The organism is Pelagimonas sp. (assembly GCF_058892305.1).
On the sequence record NZ_JBZXVN010000044.1, the window covers coordinates 48,719 to 66,334 of the forward strand.

Below are 17,616 nucleotides of genomic sequence, written 5' to 3' on the forward strand. Positions count from 1 at the left end.
CACACCGATAGCCTGCCAGCCTATACGAAAGAGAGCAACAGGTATCCGGCTGCTCTTACCAAGAAATTCGAATGCGGACCACAATCCGCTCACTTTGATTTTGACGAAAGAAACGCAATATGATTCGCCAATCACAACTTTTGTTCGGCCTTCTGAGCGTATTATGGTTGGTAAGTTCAACCTCCATTCTTGTGGCAGATACACTTCCCTCCCCCTCTGGCGATGTCGTCTTGACCGTATCGGGCGAGATTGAGCTGACAAACGTCGGGGACACCGCCGCATTTGATTTGGAAATGCTTCAGACGCTTGAGCGTACAGAGTTGGAAACCTCTACGATCTGGACCGAGGGGACACAGCGGTTCGCAGGGGTCCGGTTGGGGACCCTGTTGCGCCATCTCGGGGCCGTTGGTGGAAATATTGGGGCGTCCGCGCTGAATGAGTATTTCATTGATATCCCGTATGAGGATGCCGAATCTGGCGCAGCTCTGATTGCCTACGAACGCAACGGAGAACCGATGTCGGTGCGCGACAAAGGCCCCTTGTGGGTTGTCTTCCCCTATGATCAATCCGCCCAATACCGCAGCGAAGTCTATTTCTCGCGAAGCATTTGGCAAATGGACCGTATCGAGGTAGAGCGCTAAGCTGCCTCACAGGCGTGATGTGAGGCAGTAACACCGTGATTAACAAAGCTGAGAATGACACCGGTGAAACCGGACGAATGAGGCGCGGCCTGACGGCTGTTATTGTCATTCTGTTTATCACGATCATTTTGCTATTGGTCATGGATGTGCGCAAACAGCTGGAACGCCTGGCCTATGCGACGTCGGACAATGTTCAGTGGTTTCTGGGCCAATGCGAGACCGAGGCCTTGGCCCTGGAACTGGCAGCGCATGAGGCATTGCACAAAGAAGCGCCCCATACGGGCGCGCTTCAAACGCGGTTTGACGTGTTTTATAGCCGTATTGACACGCTTCGGAACAGCCCGACATTCGAACCGCTTCAAGGCCAACCTCGGGTGCTTGAGAACCTCAATCATGTTGATCAATTTTTGACGAAGTGGGTGGCAATCATAGATGCGCAAGACAATAGCTTTGAGCAGTCTTTGCCAGAGTTCGCGCGTGATGCCAGCGCCGCAAGGAGTGCGACACGCAATATAGCATTGGCTGGGATCGCTATTTTTGCCGAAATCCGCACCATTCAACGCAACAGCATCTCGCAAACCCTAAGCCGGATTGCGATCCTGACAATCGCGTTGGTGACGGTGTTGATTATTGTCGTGATGGCGATGTTTCGATTGGCCCAGATTCGTGAACAAGATGCCCAAACCAACTTGGAAATCAGCGAGCGCATGGAAGCCATTATTGCCACTGCGCAAGATGCCGTTGTGGTGACCGACCGCAAGGGACGCATTGTCGAATACAACGGCGCGGCCGAAGACATGTTCGGGTATCCACGAGAAGTGGCGCTTGGAACAGAAATCATTGACCTGATCATTCCCAAGGACTCTCGCGCCTTGCACAAAGAAGGGTTGTCCCAGTACCACCGCGACGGTCTTTCACGTTTACAACACAACGCCACCGGGCGTTTGGTTGGCCCCGGCATCGTCCAGCTTGAGGCGCAAGACCAAGAGGGCCGGATCTTTCCGGTCGATTTGACCCTGGCCAGGACCGATAGCCGCGATGGTGAGATTTTCGTCAGTTTCATCCGCGATATTTCAAACCGTGTCCGCGCCGAAGAAGCCATGCGCGATGCCCGCGACCGCGCCATCGCCGGTGAAAAACAAAAGGCAGATTTGTTGGCGGTGATGAGCCATGAGATGCGCACCCCGCTTAACGGGCTGTTGGGGACGCTTGACCTTTTTGAGCCGGACCACCTTCCTGAGGAAGACCGCCATTACCTTCGCGTCATGCGTAAGTCCGGTCAGATTTTGTTGAGCCATGTGAATGACGTCTTGGACATCACGCGTTTGGATGCGGGCAAGATGAGCATGCAAAATCAATCCTTTGATCTGATCGAGCTTCTTCAGGATATCCTCGACGGTCAACGCGCCCGCGCCAAGGCCCGTGGGATTGATTTGATCCTCTCTCCTATGCAGCCGGAACTGCATGACGCCTACAGCGATCCTAACCGCCTTCGTCAGGTGCTTTTGAACCTCGTCGGCAACGCCATCAAATTCACCGAAAACGGCCAAGTGATTGTCGAGGCCGAATGTCATCACGGGCTGGATGAGGTCGAAATTCGGGTGATCGACACCGGTTTGGGCATCTCACAGGCCGATCTGGACCGGGTGTTTGGCGATTTCGTCACCATCGACAGCTCATACGCCCGAAGCAATTCCGGCACGGGTCTCGGGCTTGGAATTTCGCAACGCTTGGTGACGGCTTTGGGCGGGAAATTGGGGGCGGAAAGCGAACTGGGGGACGGCAGCGTCTTTTGGATACGATTGCCAATGGCAAGACCCGCGACCGCCGGCACCGACAAACCAGTCGTGCAAATGGCCGATTCCAGCAAAGACGCAATGCCCGACGCCCCAGCCCCAATGGCTGTGCTATTGGTCGAAGACAATCCAACCAACCGCATGGTTGCCCGTCAGTTGCTGGAAAAAGACGGTCATAACGTGACCGAGGCGGTCGACGGTGCCGAGGGTGTTGCAAAGGCGCAAACCGGTGGTTTTGGGGCGATTTTGATGGATATCTCCATGCCTGGTATGGATGGGATCACAGCCACAGGCCACATTCGCCAAAGCGACTCTGAAACCCCGATCATCGCGACCACCGCCCATGCGCTCCCGACCGAAGCCGCCCGTTTTATCGGCGCTGGTATGAATGCGGTTCTTGTCAAACCTTTGACGAGGGCCACGTTGCGTCAAGCCTTGACGGATGCGATGACGGCCCAAAACGTGTTTGTTTCTGGCCTTCCCCTATCCGATGACCTGATCAATCACGACCTGCTTAATGAGTTACTCGAAGAACTACCGCGGGCGCGCGCGCTTGATCTTTTAACAAAATTCAGCACCGAAGTGTCTGATTTTTTGATGACTTTCACACACCCTCAACCTGATAACCTCCATGAATTGGGCCAAGAGGCTCACCGTATGGCCGGATCCGCAGGCGTGTTTGGTGCCAACCGTCTGAACTTGCTGTTCCGCGATATTCAGACAGCCGCAAGGGAGTCACACGGGGAGTTGCCACCACTTTTGGCCCAGCTTCCGGCGGTTTGGAGCGCGACATATCGCGAGTTCGAGCAGCTCGACCTTGTCTCTGACACATCAGAGGCTAAACCCTAATCCCAGCATGGCCACAGGGGAAAGAGACATGACCAATCTGCTTCATGACAGTTTGTTGGGAAAACACGCGGACAGCGATGCGGTTTTTTTGCATCTGCCTGATGGCGGCTCGATCTCTTATGCGCAATTTGCCAAACGCGCCGGCCAATTCGCTCAGGCGCTATCGGACAACAACATCGCCCCCGGTGATCGCGTCGCCATTCAGGTTGGCAAAAGCCCCGACGCCTTGGCGCTGATCTTTGGTTGCATTCAAGCCGGGATCATCTTTTTGCCGCTCAACACCGGCTATACGGGCGATGAGCTTGGGTATTTTGTGCAAAACAGCGGCGCGCGGCTTTTGGTTTGTGACCCAGATCACATCGACACCTTTCGCCCAATCGCAGGTAAGTGCGGTGCCGAGATTGCCAGCCTAGGCCAAACCGGCACCCTGACCGCGCAGGCCAATGCCGCTGGCGGCATGTTCAAAACCGAACCGCGCCAAGGCGATGACATCGCCGCCTTTCTCTACACCTCTGGCACCACGGGCCGCTCCAAAGGCGCGATGCTGACTCAGAATAACCTGTTGTCCAACGCGCTGACGCTTGTGGATCTTTGGCAGTTCACCGCCTCGGATGTGTTGCTCCATGCGCTGCCAATTTTCCATACCCATGGGTTGTTTGTGGCCACCAATGTTATTCTGGCCGCCGGGGCCTCGATGGTGTTTTTCCCGAAACTCGATCCAGATGCCCTAATCGATCATATGCCCAAGGCTACAAGCCTGATGGGGGTGCCGACCTTTTACACGCGTTTGCTCGACAATCCGCGCTTTACCCAAGTTGTCACTGGCAATATGCGCCTGTTCATCTCTGGATCGGCCCCGCTTTTGGCGGAAACCCATCGCAGTTTTGAGGCCCGCACCGGTCACCGCATTCTGGAACGCTATGGGATGACCGAAACCAATATGAACACCTCAAACCCCTATGCCGGGGATCGTCGCGCCGGAACGGTTGGCCTCCCGCTACCGGGGGTCGATGTCAAAGTCTGTGGCCCCGATGGCGTTGAATTGCAGCCTGGGGAAATCGGCGTCTTAGAAGTACGCGGGCCCAATGTGTTCAAAGGCTATTGGCAGATGCCAGAAAAGACCGCCGAAGAACTGCGCCCCGATGGGTTCTTTATCACCGGCGACCTCGCGGTGCAGGAACAAGACGGCTACGTCACCATTGTTGGTCGCAACAAGGACCTGATTATTTCGGGTGGCTACAACATCTATCCCAAAGAAATCGAAAGCCTTCTGGATGATCAACCCGGTGTGTTGGAAAGCGCCGTGATCGGCGTGCCCCATCCCGAATTTGGCGAAACGCCGGTGGCGGTTTTGGTGGCGGGACCCGATGGGCCACCCGATCTTGACGCGGTACAAAGCGCCGTCAGCAACAGTTTGGCCCGCTTCAAACACCCGCGTCGGTTCATCACCGTCGAAGCGTTGCCGCGCAACACGATGGGCAAAGTGCAAAAGAACACGCTACGCCAAGAATACGGTGCGCTTTTCGCCTAAGGTTTTGGTGGGACCTGAATGCAATAGCTGCGACGGTCCGGTTTGATATCCAAAAGCGGTGTGCCGTCGAGGCAATCAAGACCACGCACCGTTAAGGTCGCGCCATCACGCGCGATAAATTCAACCACCGAGGTGCCAATCGGATTGGGCCGCACGGGCGAACGCAAGGCAAAGGTGCCACGCGTTTCACCATTCGACTTCGGGCTTTGCGTAAGCAAATCGCGCCGCGCCCGATCCAACCAATAAAGCAGCTCAAGCCGCATTCCCGGTTCCACCCCCTGCAACGCCGGTTCAAAGCGCGGTTCGACAACAACCTGACAGTCCGGACCATGGGCCGGATCACCCTGTCGCGGGCAATCATTGCGGGTGGCAAAAGGCGTGCGAAGATGCCCGATAAACTGCAAGCTGGCCTGCTCGAGGATGTCTGCGTCAAGCACCGTTTCACCGGGGCGCGGCGCGTCACTTGGGTCCGGGGTTGGTCCGTTCACAAAATTACCTGATGTTCGGCCTGCCCGCGTGCGCTCACCTGTTTCACAAAGGTTTGGCCACGCAGCGGATCTTCGTCCCCCAACCCAGTGGCCGCCGAAGTTGCAAATAGGGTCTCAAGATCGGGGCCGCCAAAGCATGGGCAACTGATTTGCAGGGCAGGAAACTCTACCGCCTCGATAAACGCGCCCTCGGGACTATAGCAGGCCACCCGCGACGCACCCCATTGCGCATTCCAAAAGTTGCCAGCGGCATCAATAACAGCCCCATCCGGGTTCACACCTTCGGATGACAGATCAAGCCAAGGCTCCGCGCCACCAATGGGCCAGCCATCCTCATCCAGCGCAACCCGCTGAATCATTTTAGTGGGTGTGTCGGTGAAATAAGCATAGCGCGCATCGGGTGAAAAACAGATGGCATTGGTGATTGAAATACCGTCAAAAAGCTTGCGCAGCTCGCCTTTGAAATACCTATAAATCGCCCCTGCGCCCGGTTCGCACTTGTACCCCATCGTGCCGATCCAAAACCCGCCTTTGGGGTCCGCGCGCCCATCATTGGACCGGTTAGCCGGATTGTCCGCTTCAAGATCGACCACATGGGTTTGCGTTCCGGCATCTACGTCAAAGACAAACAGATCACGTTCTGAGGCAATCATCAAACGGGTGCCGTCGATCCACCCGGCCGCCGACACCGCACGATCAAATGACCATTCGCGCTGGTCGGTACCGTCATGTTCAAAAAGCCGGTGCCCGATAATATCAAACCAAAACAAGCTTTGGCGACCCGGATGCCACAAAGGCCCCTCCCCCAAGGTACAGGAAGTCGTTGACAGAACAGTCTCGCCCATGATGTTAGCGCCCTACATTTGAATTTTAGCGCAGTTTCGACTGCCTAAGCGCGCGGGTAAAGCCCCAAATCAGACGAAACGGACACAAATTTCCCCCTATTTGGCGAAGACGTTTCGTCGCAAACATTCGTTGTCTGTATTGATTATCTACGTTTCCTAAAAGTATAACCGACCAATCGGTCAGGTATATCATAAGGAGGACATGACATGCAGCAACCAGTCACACTTGCCCGGCAGGTTCATGTTGCGCTGATTGCCATCGACAATCCCCCGGTCAATGCCTTGTCTCATGCTGTGCGTCACGGGCTCCAAACGTGTTTGCACCAAGCCATCGAAGATGATGACATCAGCGCGATTGTTATCTTTGGCGAGGGGCGTAGTTTCATCGCCGGGGCTGATATCCATGAATTTGGCCAGCCACCCAAAGAACCTTTTCTACCCGATCTGATCAACGAAATCGAAGCCGCGCCCAAACCTGTCATTGTCGCCTGTCACGGTACGGTGCTTGGTGGCGGGCTTGAGGTCGCGATGGGGGCCCATTACCGCGTTGCGCCGACCAGCGCAAAGTTCGGCTTGCCCGAAGTTTCACTCGGTCTGCTTCCCGGTGCCGGTGGCACCCAGCGGTTGCCGCGCTTGGTTTCGATTGAAATGACCTTGAACATGATCACCTCTGGCGAACCGATCACCGCCCAAGAGGCGTTTGAAGGCGGGTTAATTGACCGGATTACCCCCGACTGCCCGATGCGCGAAGCCGGTTTGGACTTTGCCAAAGATGTTCTTGATAAACACATGCCCTTGCGCCCAACCCGCGCCCTTGCCCCGGATCCTGGAACAGCCGAACTTTATGCCAACACGCGTGCAAAGCTTGCCAAATCTGCACGCGGCCAAATTGCCCCGCAAAAGGCGATTGAGGCCGTCGAAGCCACTTTAACCAAGCCCTTTGACGACGGATTGGCCTATGAACGCAGCCTGTTTCTTGACCTGATGGGCGGCGACCAACGCGCCGCCATGATCCACGCATTTTTTGCCGAACGCAAAGTCGGCAAGCTCCCCGAATTGGTCAACATTATCCCACGTTGCGTTGCAGATATCGGTGTGATTGGGGGCGGCACGATGGGGGCGGGCATCGCCGCCAGCGCTGTGATGGCCGGGTTAAACGTGACGATGATTGAACGCGATAGAGACTCTGCCGCCAAAGGGTTCGAGACGGTAGGCAGAATTCTGGAGGGTGCAGTTAAACGCGGCAAGCTCAGCGCTGAAAAACGCGATATGATCCTGGAGGAACGTTTCAGCGCCGAGACAGAGTATAAAACCTTGGCCAGCGCCGATTTGGTGATCGAAGCGGTTTTTGAAAGCGCAGATGTTAAACAGGATGTGTTTTCGCGGCTGGATTCAGTGTGCAAACCCGGTGCCATTTTGGCCACCAACACCTCGTATCTTGATATCAATGACATTGCCAAGCTGACTTCGCGCCCCAATGACGTGATCGGGCTGCACTTTTTTAGCCCAGCGCATGTGATGCGCCTGCTCGAAGTGGTCGTGGCCGACAATACCGACCCCGAGGTTATCGCCACGGGCTTTGCGCTGGCTAAACGGCTCGGCAAGATCGCTGTGCGCGCTGGGGTCTGTGACGGGTTTATTGGCAATCGCATTCTGAGCCATTATCGCAAAGCGCTTGAGGGGGCCGTTTTGGCCGGGGCCAGCCCCTATGACGTCGACCGCGCGCTTGTTGGCTTTGGGCTTGCTATGGGTCCCTTTGCGGTAGGCGACCTTTCGGGGCTTGATATTGCCTGGGCCAATCGCAAACGCCATGCTGCCACGCGCGATCCGCGCGAAACCTATGCGCAATTCGCCGACGCCCTATGCGAAGCGGGTCATTTTGGTCGCAAGACCGGGCGCGGCTATTATGTCTATTCTGATGGTGACCCGGTTCCCAACCCCGATGTGACCGCACTCCTTGATCAAGAGCGCAAAGCCAAAGGGATCACGGCACGACCGCTGGACGAGCAAGAGATCATTGACCGCTATATGGCCGCGATGATCAACGAAGCGTTCAAAATTCTGGAAGACGGCATCGCCTTGCGCCCCTTGGACATAGATGTAACGATGTTGAACGGCTACGGCTTTCCGCGCTGGCGTGGCGGGCCGATGCACTATGCCGAAACCGTTGGATTGCACAAAATCCTCTCCGACATCCTCAGGTTTTCGCAGGAAGACAGTTTTCTTTGGCACCCCTCAGCCTTGCTGGAATGCATGGTCGCCGAAAACCGCTGCTTAGCGGGCCTGAACGGCTGATGAGCCCGTTGCCCGATCCGGCGCAATGTCTGGTAGGGCCGTAAGCGTGTCGAGCCAGCCGGAATAATGCACGATCTGCGCCCCGATCATCGGCAGTCGGATCGTAACCTCAAACCGGTACCGGCCTGCTTCGGCAAATTCGGTGGCCTCAATCTTGGGCTGAAGCCAACCGGGGATCGCCAAACGGCCGAAATGAAAATTGGCCACACGTAGGATGAGTTGCCGCCCCTGAAGGATTGGGCGCATGGTCACCGTGACCGGCCCAAGCTTTTCGGCCAACAATCCATCGGTCGTGACCCAAAGTTCGGATTCCATCGGCGTGTCGCCAACCATCCGACGCCAATGATCGCGCCCCGCGTCTTGGCGCGCCTCAAAGACAAGCGCGACATCATCCGCAGCCGGGGCAAACCCAAACAAACGCCCCAGTTTCGCAACAAAGGGTAACGGCGCGTAGCTCACCGTGATGCGCCCGGCAAAACGCCCGTACCCTGCGTGCAGGTCCTGACAGGCATCGGGCAGATCATCAAACTGATCACCAAGCCATTTGCTATAGACTGTCATTCGCTCAACACCCGCCTCCGCAATTCTGGATCCGGCAACGCACAGAGATCGCCCCGACCAAACCACGCATAGCGATTGAGGGCGACACGCGCATAAAGCCAATCCTGAAGCCGCAAGGGTAGCAACCTAAACACCACCAATGCCTTAAAGGCAGGATGCAAAATCGGCAGAACCCGCAATATCCCCTCAAGCGAGCCATAGCCGTGACCGTTCATCACCAAGAGCCAGCTTTGCGGGTCATCGGGATCAATCCCATAGTGGCGCATAAGCCCCGCACCAAGCGGCGATTGGGCCGTGGTAATCCGAACCCGGTCATCCCTATCCCACTGCGCAACCCGCCGGGCCGACGCCGAACACAATGCGCAATCGCCATCCATCACCAAAAGCACATAGCCGTCGTCATAGGCCGGGACTTGTGCGTCGTTTCGATAGGAATAGGCAGTTTGGCGGGATGGGCGCATTTGATACCTCTTTTTCAATAGGTAAGCACACCACCCCGCCAATCAACTGTGTCAAATGGTCAAGGCGCAGTTTAGGCGGCTTTGGACGACCGCCGGGTTTGCATCCACCCCTCAAGCGCGTCGATCTGGGATTGATCAAGATGCAGCCCCAGCTTGCCGCGCCGCCATACAACGTCCTCGGCCCGCGTGGCGTATTCTCGATCCATCAGCCAAATGACTTCTGCCTCGCGCAGGCCCGCGCCGAAATCACGCCCCAAATCCTCGGAATTGCGGGCTTGGCCTAGGATGTCGCGGACCTCGGTGCCGTATGCGCGGAATAGGCGCTGTGCATCTTTGAAAGACAAGAACGGATAGTCCTGCGTCAGCTTGGCGATGCGCGCCTCAACCTCTTCAACCGGGAAGTTTCCGCCGGGAAGCGGCACACCGGCGGTCCAGTCGCTTTCCATGCCATCGAAATACGGGACAAGCTTGGCAATCGCGTTCTCAGCCAGCCGCCGATAGGTGGTGATCTTGCCGCCAAAGACGTGCAAAACCGGGGCACCGCCGGTGTCATCGACCTTTATAACATAGTCCCGCGTCGCCGCTGTCGCGCTGCTGGCCCCGTCATCATAAAGTGGGCGCACGCCGGAATAGGTCCAAACCACATCCTCGGCGCTCAGATCGTTTTTGAAGTAGCTATTGGCGAAATCAATCAGGTAATCGCGCTCTTCGTCGGTACAGGTCGGACGATCCTCAAGGTTTTCATGTTCGGAATCCGTGGTGCCAATGAGGGTGAAATCCTGCTCATAGGGGATCGCGAAAATGATGCGTCCATCGGTGCCTTGAAAGAAGTAGCATTTGTCGTGATCATAAAGCTTGCGGGTGACGATATGGCTTCCGCGCACAAGGCGGACCCCTTCGCGCGAATTGAGCCGAAGCGTTTCTTGCAAGACCTGACCAACCCACGGGCCACCGGCGTTTACCAAAACCTTGGCCCGATGTTCGCGTGTTTCACCGCTGTTTTGGTCTGTGGTTTCAATTACCCAAATGCCATCTTCGCGGCGTGCCGACGTCACCTTGGTTTGGACCATAATCTGGGCACCTCGCGCCTCGGCGTCGCGGGCGTTGAGAACAACCAACCGCGCATCCTGCACCCAGCAATCAGAGTATTCATAGGCCAGCTCAAAGCGATCAGCGATGGGGCGCCCTTCGTCAGTGCAAGGCAGCGACAAGGTTTTGGTGCCCGGTAGGATTTTGCGCCCCCCCAGATGATCATACATGAACAGGCCCATCCGAATTAGCCACGCCGGGCGCCGCCCCTTCATCCACGGCATGAAAAGCGTCAAAAGCCGCGACGTCGGCGTGTCGGATTCAAACCGCATGTCCTTGTGGTACGGGAGCACAAACCGCATCGGCCAGCTGATATGCGGCGTGGCGCGCAAAAGCTCTTCGCGCTCGATAAGGGCCTCGCGAACCAGCCGGACCTTAAAAAACTCCAGATAGCGCAAACCACCATGGAACAGTTTCGTCGAGGCAGAGGAGGTTGCCGAGGCCAAGTCGTTCATTTCCGCCAGTTTAACGGTCATCCCGCGCCCAACCGCGTCCCGCGCGATACCGACACCATTGATGCCGCCGCCAATAACAAAAATATCTGCAATCTGTTTATCGCTGGCCTGCATGGCGGTCTCCTTTGGCTAACACCGTACAAATGCCACAAATGGCAAAAATTGGAAAGCAAAATGTTCGAAATTGTGCGAGTTTGCGTTAAACCGAAAATGCCCAAAAAATACCCGCTTGCCGAAAAATTAAGCGAACACCATCGAGGCGCTTAATAATGCTGCAATGCAGCTTTACATCCGAACACCGGCGCGGTGTTCATCCCTCATGCCAAATACGCTCTCTATCGTCGTGGTCGAAGCCGACCGCGACCGCGCCCTACAAATCATCGACAGCCTGCGCGCTGCCGGGGATCATGATATTCGTGTTATTTCGGAAACCACCGGCCTTGCCCGGCAAATCCACCAACACAATCCCGATGTCGTGCTCATCGACATCGAAAACCCGTCGCGCGATATGCTGGAAGAGCTGGCGCTGGCCTCCGGCCCCCAGGACCGCGCCGTTGCGATGTTTGTTGATCAAAGCCAAGAGGGCCTATCCGCCGCCGCTATCGAGGCCGGTGTCTCGGCCTATGTGGTTGGCGGCATGCAACCTGAGCGCGTTACCCCGGTGCTCGAAGCGGCCATCGCCCGCTTTCGTCTCTTCCAAAGGATGCGGGCGGAATTGGCCGAAACAAAACGCGCCCTAGAAGAACGCAAAGTCATCGACCGCGCCAAGGGCATGATCATGAAAGCCCGCGGCGTTACCGAAGACGAAGCCTATGCCTTGTTGCGCAAAACCGCCATGGATCAAAACAGACGCATGGCCGATGTCGCCGAGGCGCTTGTGACCGCTGCGGGGTTGTTGTCATGAGAAACACCACGCTTTCGCTCGGGTTCATCCCGCTTGTCGACGCCGCGCCACTTATCGTGGCGCAGGAAATGGGCTTTGCGTCTCAGGAGGGGCTGACGCTTGATCTGAAACGCGCGCCCTCTTGGTCAAGCCTGCGTGACATGCTGAGCTTTGGTCAGGTAGACGCCGCCCATATGCTTGCGCCCGTGCCGGTCGCCGCGGCGCTTGGACTTGGCAATGCCGGCATGGCGCTAGATGCGATCATGGTCACGTCGATAAATGGTAATGTCATTGGGGTTGGCAAAGATCTGGCCGATCATCTCGTTGATCAGGGGCATGATTTCGATTTCACTGACGCGACCAAAGCCGGGCACGCCCTCACCGCCGGACGCACCACACCGCTCAAAATCGGGGTGCCCTTTCCGTTTTCGATGCATGCCCAGCTGTTGTTCTATTGGCTCAATGCGCTCGGGCTTCCTGCGCCGGATCATGTCGACATCAAAACCGTACCCCCGGCCCTGATGGCCGATGCGCTTGCCGCCAAAGAGGTCGATGCCTTTTGTGTCGGAGAGCCATGGGGGTCGATTTCGGTCGACCAAAGCCAAGGCTCGCTGTTGCTCCCCAGCTCGGCGATCTGGCAACGGGCGCCGGAAAAGGTTCTGGCGGTGCGGCGCAATTGGGCCGACACCGAAACCGACCTCGCACAGCGTCTTATCCGCGCCATCTGGCGCGCCTGCCAATGGTTGTCCGATCCGGGATCACGACTTTTGACCGCCGAGCTTTTGGCGCGCAAAGCCTATCTCGACCGGCCCGCCGAGATCATCGACCGCGCGCTCTCGGGCACGTTTACCGTCACCCCCAATGGGGTCCAGAGACACGCGGACGAATTTGTCGACTTTCACACCGGTGCCGCAAACTTCCCCTGGCGCAGCCAAGCCCAATGGATCGCGGTCCAACTGGCCTTGCGTATTGGCCTTGATCAAAGCCACGCCGCCCAAGCGGCAAGCACGGTGTTCAGATCGGATATCTATCGAGCCGCTCTGCGTGGTGTTTGCAAAGATCTCCCCGGTGCCTCCTCCAAATTAGAAGGTGCAAATGCTGCCTCGGTCGCCGTCGCCTCAGAATCGGGCACGCTGTTTCTACCGCCTGACCGCTTCTTCGACGGCTCAATTTTTGACCCATCCAAAACAACGAGATTAAAAAATAGGCAGTTTATCTAACCCGCACGCTGCAATGCGGCATTCTTAACGAACCTTTTTGCAAACGCAGCAAAGCAAAGCCCATACTTGAACCAAGATAGCAACGACGCTGTCTAATCAGAATTCACCAGAGGCACCGATGGCCTCTGGAGAACAAGAGCAAAGCCGCTCGACAGGATGCCATCCTCCCTTGGCACTTGTCTGCGGCTTTCTTTGTTTCGGCCCTCCCCGAAACCAACCTAACAAAGGACCTGACCCTGATGAAAAAGCTGTTCTGCGCACTAGCAGCCACAACTGCCCTCACCACCCCCGCTTTTGCCGAGATGCTCGAGCTGGAGAAGGATGAGCTGACTTTTGGCTTCATCAAACTGACCGACATGGCCCCACTGGCCGTCGCTTATGAGCAAGGATTTTTTGACGACGAAGGCCTGTTCGTCACCCTCGAAGCGCAAGCCAACTGGAAAGTGCTTTTGGATGGTGTGATCGACGGAACACTGGACGGCGCGCATATGCTGGCCGGTCAACCTTTGGCCGCGACCATCGGGTATGGCACCGAGGCCCACATTATTACGCCTTTCTCGATGGACCTAAACGGCAATGGCATCACGCTGTCGAACGACGTTTGGGAAATGATCAAACCTGATCTCCCCACCGACGCCGATGGCAAAATTCAGCACCCGATTTCGGCGAGCCACCTCAAGCCAGTGATCGAAAGCTATCAGGCCAAAGGCAAGCCCTTTAACATGGGCATGGTTTTCCCGGTTTCGACCCATAACTACGAATTGCGCTACTGGTTGGCCGCGGGTGGCATCAACCCCGGTTACTACAGCCCCGAAAACGTCACCGGCCAGATCAATGCCGAGGCGTTCCTCTCTGTAACCCCTCCGCCCCAGATGCCTGCTACGCTCGAAGCTGGCACCATCGACGGCTATTGCGTGGGTGAGCCTTGGAACCAACAGGCCGTATTCAAAGGCATCGGTGTTCCGGTGATCACCGACTATGAGCTGTGGAAGAACAACCCTGAGAAGGTCTTTGGCATCACCGCAGAATTCGCCGAAGAAAATCCAAACACCACGCTTGCTGTCGTCAAAGCGTTGATCCGCGCGGCCCAGTGGTTGGATGAAAACGACAACGCCAACCGCGAAGAAGCCGTGGAAATTCTCAGCCGCCCGGATTATGTGGGTGCCGACCCCGAAGTGATCGCCGCCTCGATGACCGGCACGTTTGAGTACGAAAAGGGCGATAAGCGTGAAGTGCCTGATTTCAATGTATTCTTCCGCTACAACGCCACCTACCCGTTCTATTCGGATGCCATCTGGTACCTGACACAAATGCGTCGCTGGGGTCAGATCCCTGAGGCGAAATCCGATAGCTGGTACGACGAAGTGGCCAAGTCGGTTTACAAGCCTGAAATCTATCTGGAGGCTGCCAAGCTTCTGGTCGAAGAAGGTCTCGTAAGCGAAGCGGACTTCCCATGGGACAGCGATGGCTACAAAGCCCCGACCCCATCCGAGGATATCATCGACGGCATCGCCTATGACGGCAAAGCCCCGAACGCTTATCTCGACAGCCTGCCGATTGGCCTGAAAGCTGATCAACGCGTCGTCGGATCCGACATCGAAGGCTAAGCAGCCGCGTTTCACCCAAACGCCAAATGGGACGGCGGGTGGGGCGACGTGCATCGCACAAGCGTCACCCCCGTCCACCCCAATCCACCCAAGGACATTCCTGATGACTGCCATCGACCCAGACAGCCTCAACATCGACGCCGAGCGCGAAGCCCGCCGCGCCCGTCTTTTCACCCGCATCAATGCCGCCGACAAATGGTTTCAGGTCCTTGGACTGGCCTGGATCACGCCGATCCTCAAAGCCGCCGCCGGTGACAACCCGCGCGCGCAATACAAAGAAATCTGGCGTCTTCTCGGCGTGCCTTTGCTGGCAATCACCGGGTTCCTGCTGCTCTGGGCCACTCTGGCACCCCAAGTTCAAACCTCCCTCGGTGCCATCCCCGGCCCCGCCGCCGTCTGGACCGAAACCGTCAACCTGCATCAGGACGCCATTGCCAAGGCTGAAAAGAAAGCCAAACACGAAGAGCGCGTCGCAACCCGCAACGAACGCTTCATCGCCCAAGGCAAACCTGAAAAAGTCAAAGACATCCCCTATACCGGATCGCCAAGTTATTACGAACAGATCTGGACTTCGATCAAAACCGTCTTCTTTGGTTTCCTGATCGCTTCGGCCATCGCCATTCCGCTCGGCATTCTTGCTGGTCTGTCGCCAAGTGCCAACGCCGCGATCAACCCGCTTGTGCAAATCTTCAAGCCGGTCTCGCCCCTCGCGTGGCTCCCCATCGTGACCATGGTCGTCTCGGCCATGTATGCCACCAATGACGGGTTGTTCTCCAAATCCTTCCTCGTCTCGGCGATCACCGTGACGCTCTGCTCGCTCTGGCCAACATTGATCAACACCGCCTTGGGCGTTGCAAGCATCGACAAAGACCTCGTCTCGGTTTCCAAAGTTCTGAAAATGAACACCTGGACCAAGATCACCAAGCTGGTTCTCCCCTCGGCTTTGCCGCTGATCTTCACTGGCCTGCGACTGTCCTTGGGTGTGGGTTGGATGGTTCTAATTGCCGCCGAAATGCTGGCTCAAAACCCCGGTCTGGGCAAATTCGTCTGGGATGAATTCCAAAATGGTTCCTCGCAATCCCTCGCCAAGATCATCGTTGCGGTTCTGACCATCGGCATCATCGGCTTCCTTCTTGATCGCGTGATGTATGCCCTGCAATCGCTCTTTACCTTCTCGAACAACCGGTGATCCCCATGACCACGCAAGAGAGCATTCTCAAGTTCGAACACGTCAACAAAGGCTTTGGTGAAGGCACGCATTTCACCAAAGTGCTCAACGACATCAATCTCGACATCAAAGACGGTGAATTCCTTGTCATCCTCGGGTTTTCGGGCACCGGCAAAACCACTTTGGTCAATCTGATGGCCGGGTTGGAACAGCCAAGCACCGGCGACGTCACCTTCAAAGGCAAGCCCATCAAAGAGCCAAGCCCAGAGCGCGGCGTGATCTTTCAAAGCTATTCTTTGATGCCGTGGCTCACCGTGGCCGGTAACATTCGCCTCGCGCTGGACTCGGTCTTTCCCAAGATGCCAACGGCGGAAAAGGATGAAAAGGTCGCCCATTACATCAAAATGGTTGGCCTATCCCACGCGGCAAGCCGCCGCCCCGCCGAATTGTCGGGCGGTATGCGCCAACGGGTGAACGTCGCCCGCGCTTTGGCGATGGATCCGGAAATGCTGTTGCTTGACGAACCGCTGTCGGCGCTTGACGCCCTGACCCGCGCCAATCTAGCCGATGAGATCGTCAAAATCTGGGATGAAAGCAAAAAGACCTGTGTTTTGATCACCAATGATGTGGACGAAGCCATTTTGGTCGGCGATCGCATCATCGCTCTGAACCCCGACGGCACCTTGGGGGAAGAGTTCAAGGTCGACATCCCGCGTCCGCGTGATCGGACCGAGATGAACAACGACGAGGGGTTTAAAGCCCTACGCGCCAAGGTCACCAACTACCTGATGGATGTCGGGATCAAGGGCAAGGTTGAGGGCACCAAGACGCTCCCCGATGTCACCCCGATCCACGGCGTGCCTTCGGCGGTGGTCGAAGCGCAAAAGGGTTTGATCGACGAACGTTTTCTCGATTTCTCGCAGCTCCACAAAATCTATCCCACCCCCAAGGGCCCCTTGACCGTGGTCGAGGATTTCAATCTCAAAATAAATCGCGGCGAATTCATCTCCCTGATTGGCCACTCTGGTTGCGGGAAATCCACGGTTTTGACCATGGCCGCCGGCCTCAATGACATCTCAAAGGGCGCGATCAAGCTTGACGGTCGTCACGTCGAAGGGGCGGACCCCGAACGCGCCGTTGTCTTCCAATCGCCCAACCTCTTCCCATGGTTAAGCGCGCGCGAAAACTGTGCCATTGGCGTCGACAAGGTCTATCCCAAAGCCAGCCAAGCGGAGCGGCAAGACGTGGTGGAATACTACCTTGAACGGGTTGGTTTGGCCGATGCGATGGATCGTCCGGCCAATTCCATGTCCAACGGTATGAAGCAACGCGTTGGCATCGCCCGCGCCTTTGCCCTATCGCCGAAATTGCTCTTGCTTGATGAACCTTTCGGCATGCTCGACAGCCTCACGCGCTGGGAATTGCAAGAGGTTCTGATGGAAGTCTGGTCGCGCACCAAAGTCACCGCAATCTGCGTCACCCATGATGTGGACGAGGCCATCCTTTTGGCGGATCGCGTGGTGATGATGACCAACGGCCCACAGGCGACCATCGGTAAAATCACCAATGTCGACCTGCCGCGCCCGCGCACCCGCAAGGCGCTTCTGGAACATCCAGATTACTACACCTATCGCCAGGAAGTGCTCGATTTTCTTGAGGAATACGAACACGGGGCCAAGCCCAAGCCAAAGGCGAAACCTGCAACCACAATTGCGGCGGAGTAAGAA

Annotated in this window: 14 protein-coding genes; 9 read left to right on the plus strand and 5 right to left on the minus strand. The window is 56.6% G+C overall.

The genetic code is table 11. From position 1 onward, the window contains the following. Positions 1–191 precede the first annotated feature (191 nt). The 3 genes from AC5EFR_RS17850 to AC5EFR_RS17860 are packed head-to-tail and all read left to right on the plus strand — an operon-like array spanning position 192 to position 4,817. Entirely contained in the window at positions 192–641 is a 450-nt protein-coding gene (locus AC5EFR_RS17850) for a putative pterin-binding protein (protein ID WP_493577110.1), read from the plus strand. A 35-nt stretch (positions 642–676) separates the two neighbouring features. After that, a complete protein-coding gene (locus AC5EFR_RS17855) occupies positions 677–3,286 on the plus strand; it encodes a hybrid sensor histidine kinase/response regulator (protein WP_493577111.1) in 2,610 nt (869 codons plus the stop codon). 28 nt (positions 3,287–3,314) lie between these two features. Next, positions 3,315–4,817: a malonate--CoA ligase gene (locus tag AC5EFR_RS17860; protein ID WP_493577112.1), complete on the plus strand. Its 1,503-nt coding sequence runs from the start codon at positions 3,315–3,317 to the stop codon at positions 4,815–4,817. On the opposite strand, the gene tsaA is transcribed toward AC5EFR_RS17860, so the two are convergent. Then, positions 4,814–5,305: a tRNA (N6-threonylcarbamoyladenosine(37)-N6)-methyltransferase TrmO gene (gene tsaA / locus AC5EFR_RS17865; RefSeq protein ID WP_493577113.1), complete on the minus strand. Its 492-nt coding sequence runs from the start codon at positions 5,303–5,305 to the stop codon at positions 4,814–4,816. The two genes, AC5EFR_RS17860 and tsaA, sit on opposite strands and share 4 nt — an antisense overlap. Further along, positions 5,302–6,150: an SMP-30/gluconolactonase/LRE family protein gene (locus AC5EFR_RS17870; protein ID WP_493577114.1), complete on the minus strand. Its 849-nt coding sequence runs from the start codon at positions 6,148–6,150 to the stop codon at positions 5,302–5,304. The genes tsaA and AC5EFR_RS17870 overlap by 4 nt, the downstream gene beginning before the upstream one ends. A gap of 207 nt (positions 6,151–6,357) precedes the next feature. On the opposite strand from AC5EFR_RS17870, the gene AC5EFR_RS17875 reads away from it, so the two are divergent. Next, on the plus strand, positions 6,358–8,445 hold the full coding sequence (locus AC5EFR_RS17875) for a 3-hydroxyacyl-CoA dehydrogenase NAD-binding domain-containing protein (RefSeq protein WP_493577115.1): 2,088 nt from the start codon (positions 6,358–6,360) through the stop codon (positions 8,443–8,445). On the opposite strand, the gene AC5EFR_RS17880 is transcribed toward AC5EFR_RS17875, so the two are convergent. From AC5EFR_RS17880 to glpD, 3 genes are all read right to left on the minus strand, one after another. Next, entirely contained in the window at positions 8,425–9,006 is a 582-nt protein-coding gene (locus AC5EFR_RS17880) for a DUF4166 domain-containing protein (protein WP_493577116.1), read from the minus strand. The genes AC5EFR_RS17875 and AC5EFR_RS17880 overlap by 21 nt on opposite strands. Then, a complete protein-coding gene (locus AC5EFR_RS17885; RefSeq protein WP_493577117.1) occupies positions 9,003–9,467 on the minus strand; it encodes a thiol-disulfide oxidoreductase DCC family protein in 465 nt (154 codons plus the stop codon). Before AC5EFR_RS17885 ends, AC5EFR_RS17880 begins: the two co-directional genes overlap by 4 nt. 71 nt (positions 9,468–9,538) lie before the next feature. Further along, positions 9,539–11,125: a glycerol-3-phosphate dehydrogenase gene (glpD, locus tag AC5EFR_RS17890; RefSeq protein WP_493577118.1), complete on the minus strand. Its 1,587-nt coding sequence runs from the start codon at positions 11,123–11,125 to the stop codon at positions 9,539–9,541. A 205-nt stretch (positions 11,126–11,330) separates the two neighbouring features. Here glpD and AC5EFR_RS17895 point away from each other — a divergent pair, with 205 nt between their 5' ends. The 5 genes from AC5EFR_RS17895 to AC5EFR_RS17915 all read left to right on the plus strand — a co-directional run bounded on the left by AC5EFR_RS17895 (position 11,331) and on the right by AC5EFR_RS17915 (position 17,613). Further along, positions 11,331–11,915, plus strand: a complete 585-nt coding sequence (locus AC5EFR_RS17895) for an ANTAR domain-containing response regulator (RefSeq protein ID WP_299920670.1) — start codon at positions 11,331–11,333, stop codon at positions 11,913–11,915. Continuing rightward, positions 11,912–13,114, plus strand: a complete 1,203-nt coding sequence (locus AC5EFR_RS17900; protein ID WP_493577119.1) for a CmpA/NrtA family ABC transporter substrate-binding protein — start codon at positions 11,912–11,914, stop codon at positions 13,112–13,114. Before AC5EFR_RS17895 ends, AC5EFR_RS17900 begins: the two co-directional genes overlap by 4 nt. Before the next feature lie 239 nt (positions 13,115–13,353). After that, positions 13,354–14,721 (plus strand): CmpA/NrtA family ABC transporter substrate-binding protein, encoded by a 1,368-nt coding sequence (locus AC5EFR_RS17905; RefSeq protein ID WP_493577120.1) that lies wholly within the window; start codon positions 13,354–13,356, stop codon positions 14,719–14,721. A gap of 103 nt (positions 14,722–14,824) precedes the next feature. Continuing rightward, a complete protein-coding gene (locus AC5EFR_RS17910; protein ID WP_493577121.1) occupies positions 14,825–15,910 on the plus strand; it encodes an ABC transporter permease in 1,086 nt (361 codons plus the stop codon). Between the two features lie 5 nt (positions 15,911–15,915). Continuing rightward, positions 15,916–17,613, plus strand: coding sequence for an ABC transporter ATP-binding protein (locus tag AC5EFR_RS17915; protein WP_493577122.1), 1,698 nt, complete (start codon positions 15,916–15,918; stop codon positions 17,611–17,613). The last annotated feature ends 3 nt before the right edge of the window (positions 17,614–17,616 follow it).

Coding starts and splice junctions, on each gene's coding strand:
- AC5EFR_RS17880 (WP_493577116.1), bottom strand. CDS start 9,006: ATGACAGTCTATAGCAAATGGCTTGGTGATCAGTTTGATGATCTGCCC.
- AC5EFR_RS17885 (WP_493577117.1), bottom strand. CDS start 9,467: ATGCGCCCATCCCGCCAAACTGCCTATTCCTATCGAAACGACGCACAA.
- AC5EFR_RS17905 (WP_493577120.1), top strand. CDS start 13,354: ATGAAAAAGCTGTTCTGCGCACTAGCAGCCACAACTGCCCTCACCACC.
- AC5EFR_RS17915 (WP_493577122.1), top strand. CDS start 15,916: ATGACCACGCAAGAGAGCATTCTCAAGTTCGAACACGTCAACAAAGGC.
- AC5EFR_RS17875 (WP_493577115.1), top strand. CDS start 6,358: ATGCAGCAACCAGTCACACTTGCCCGGCAGGTTCATGTTGCGCTGATT.
- AC5EFR_RS17860 (WP_493577112.1), top strand. CDS start 3,315: ATGACCAATCTGCTTCATGACAGTTTGTTGGGAAAACACGCGGACAGC.
- AC5EFR_RS17895 (WP_299920670.1), top strand. CDS start 11,331: ATGCCAAATACGCTCTCTATCGTCGTGGTCGAAGCCGACCGCGACCGC.
- AC5EFR_RS17870 (WP_493577114.1), bottom strand. CDS start 6,150: ATGGGCGAGACTGTTCTGTCAACGACTTCCTGTACCTTGGGGGAGGGG.
- AC5EFR_RS17900 (WP_493577119.1), top strand. CDS start 11,912: ATGAGAAACACCACGCTTTCGCTCGGGTTCATCCCGCTTGTCGACGCC.
- glpD (WP_493577118.1), bottom strand. CDS start 11,125: ATGCAGGCCAGCGATAAACAGATTGCAGATATTTTTGTTATTGGCGGC.
- AC5EFR_RS17910 (WP_493577121.1), top strand. CDS start 14,825: ATGACTGCCATCGACCCAGACAGCCTCAACATCGACGCCGAGCGCGAA.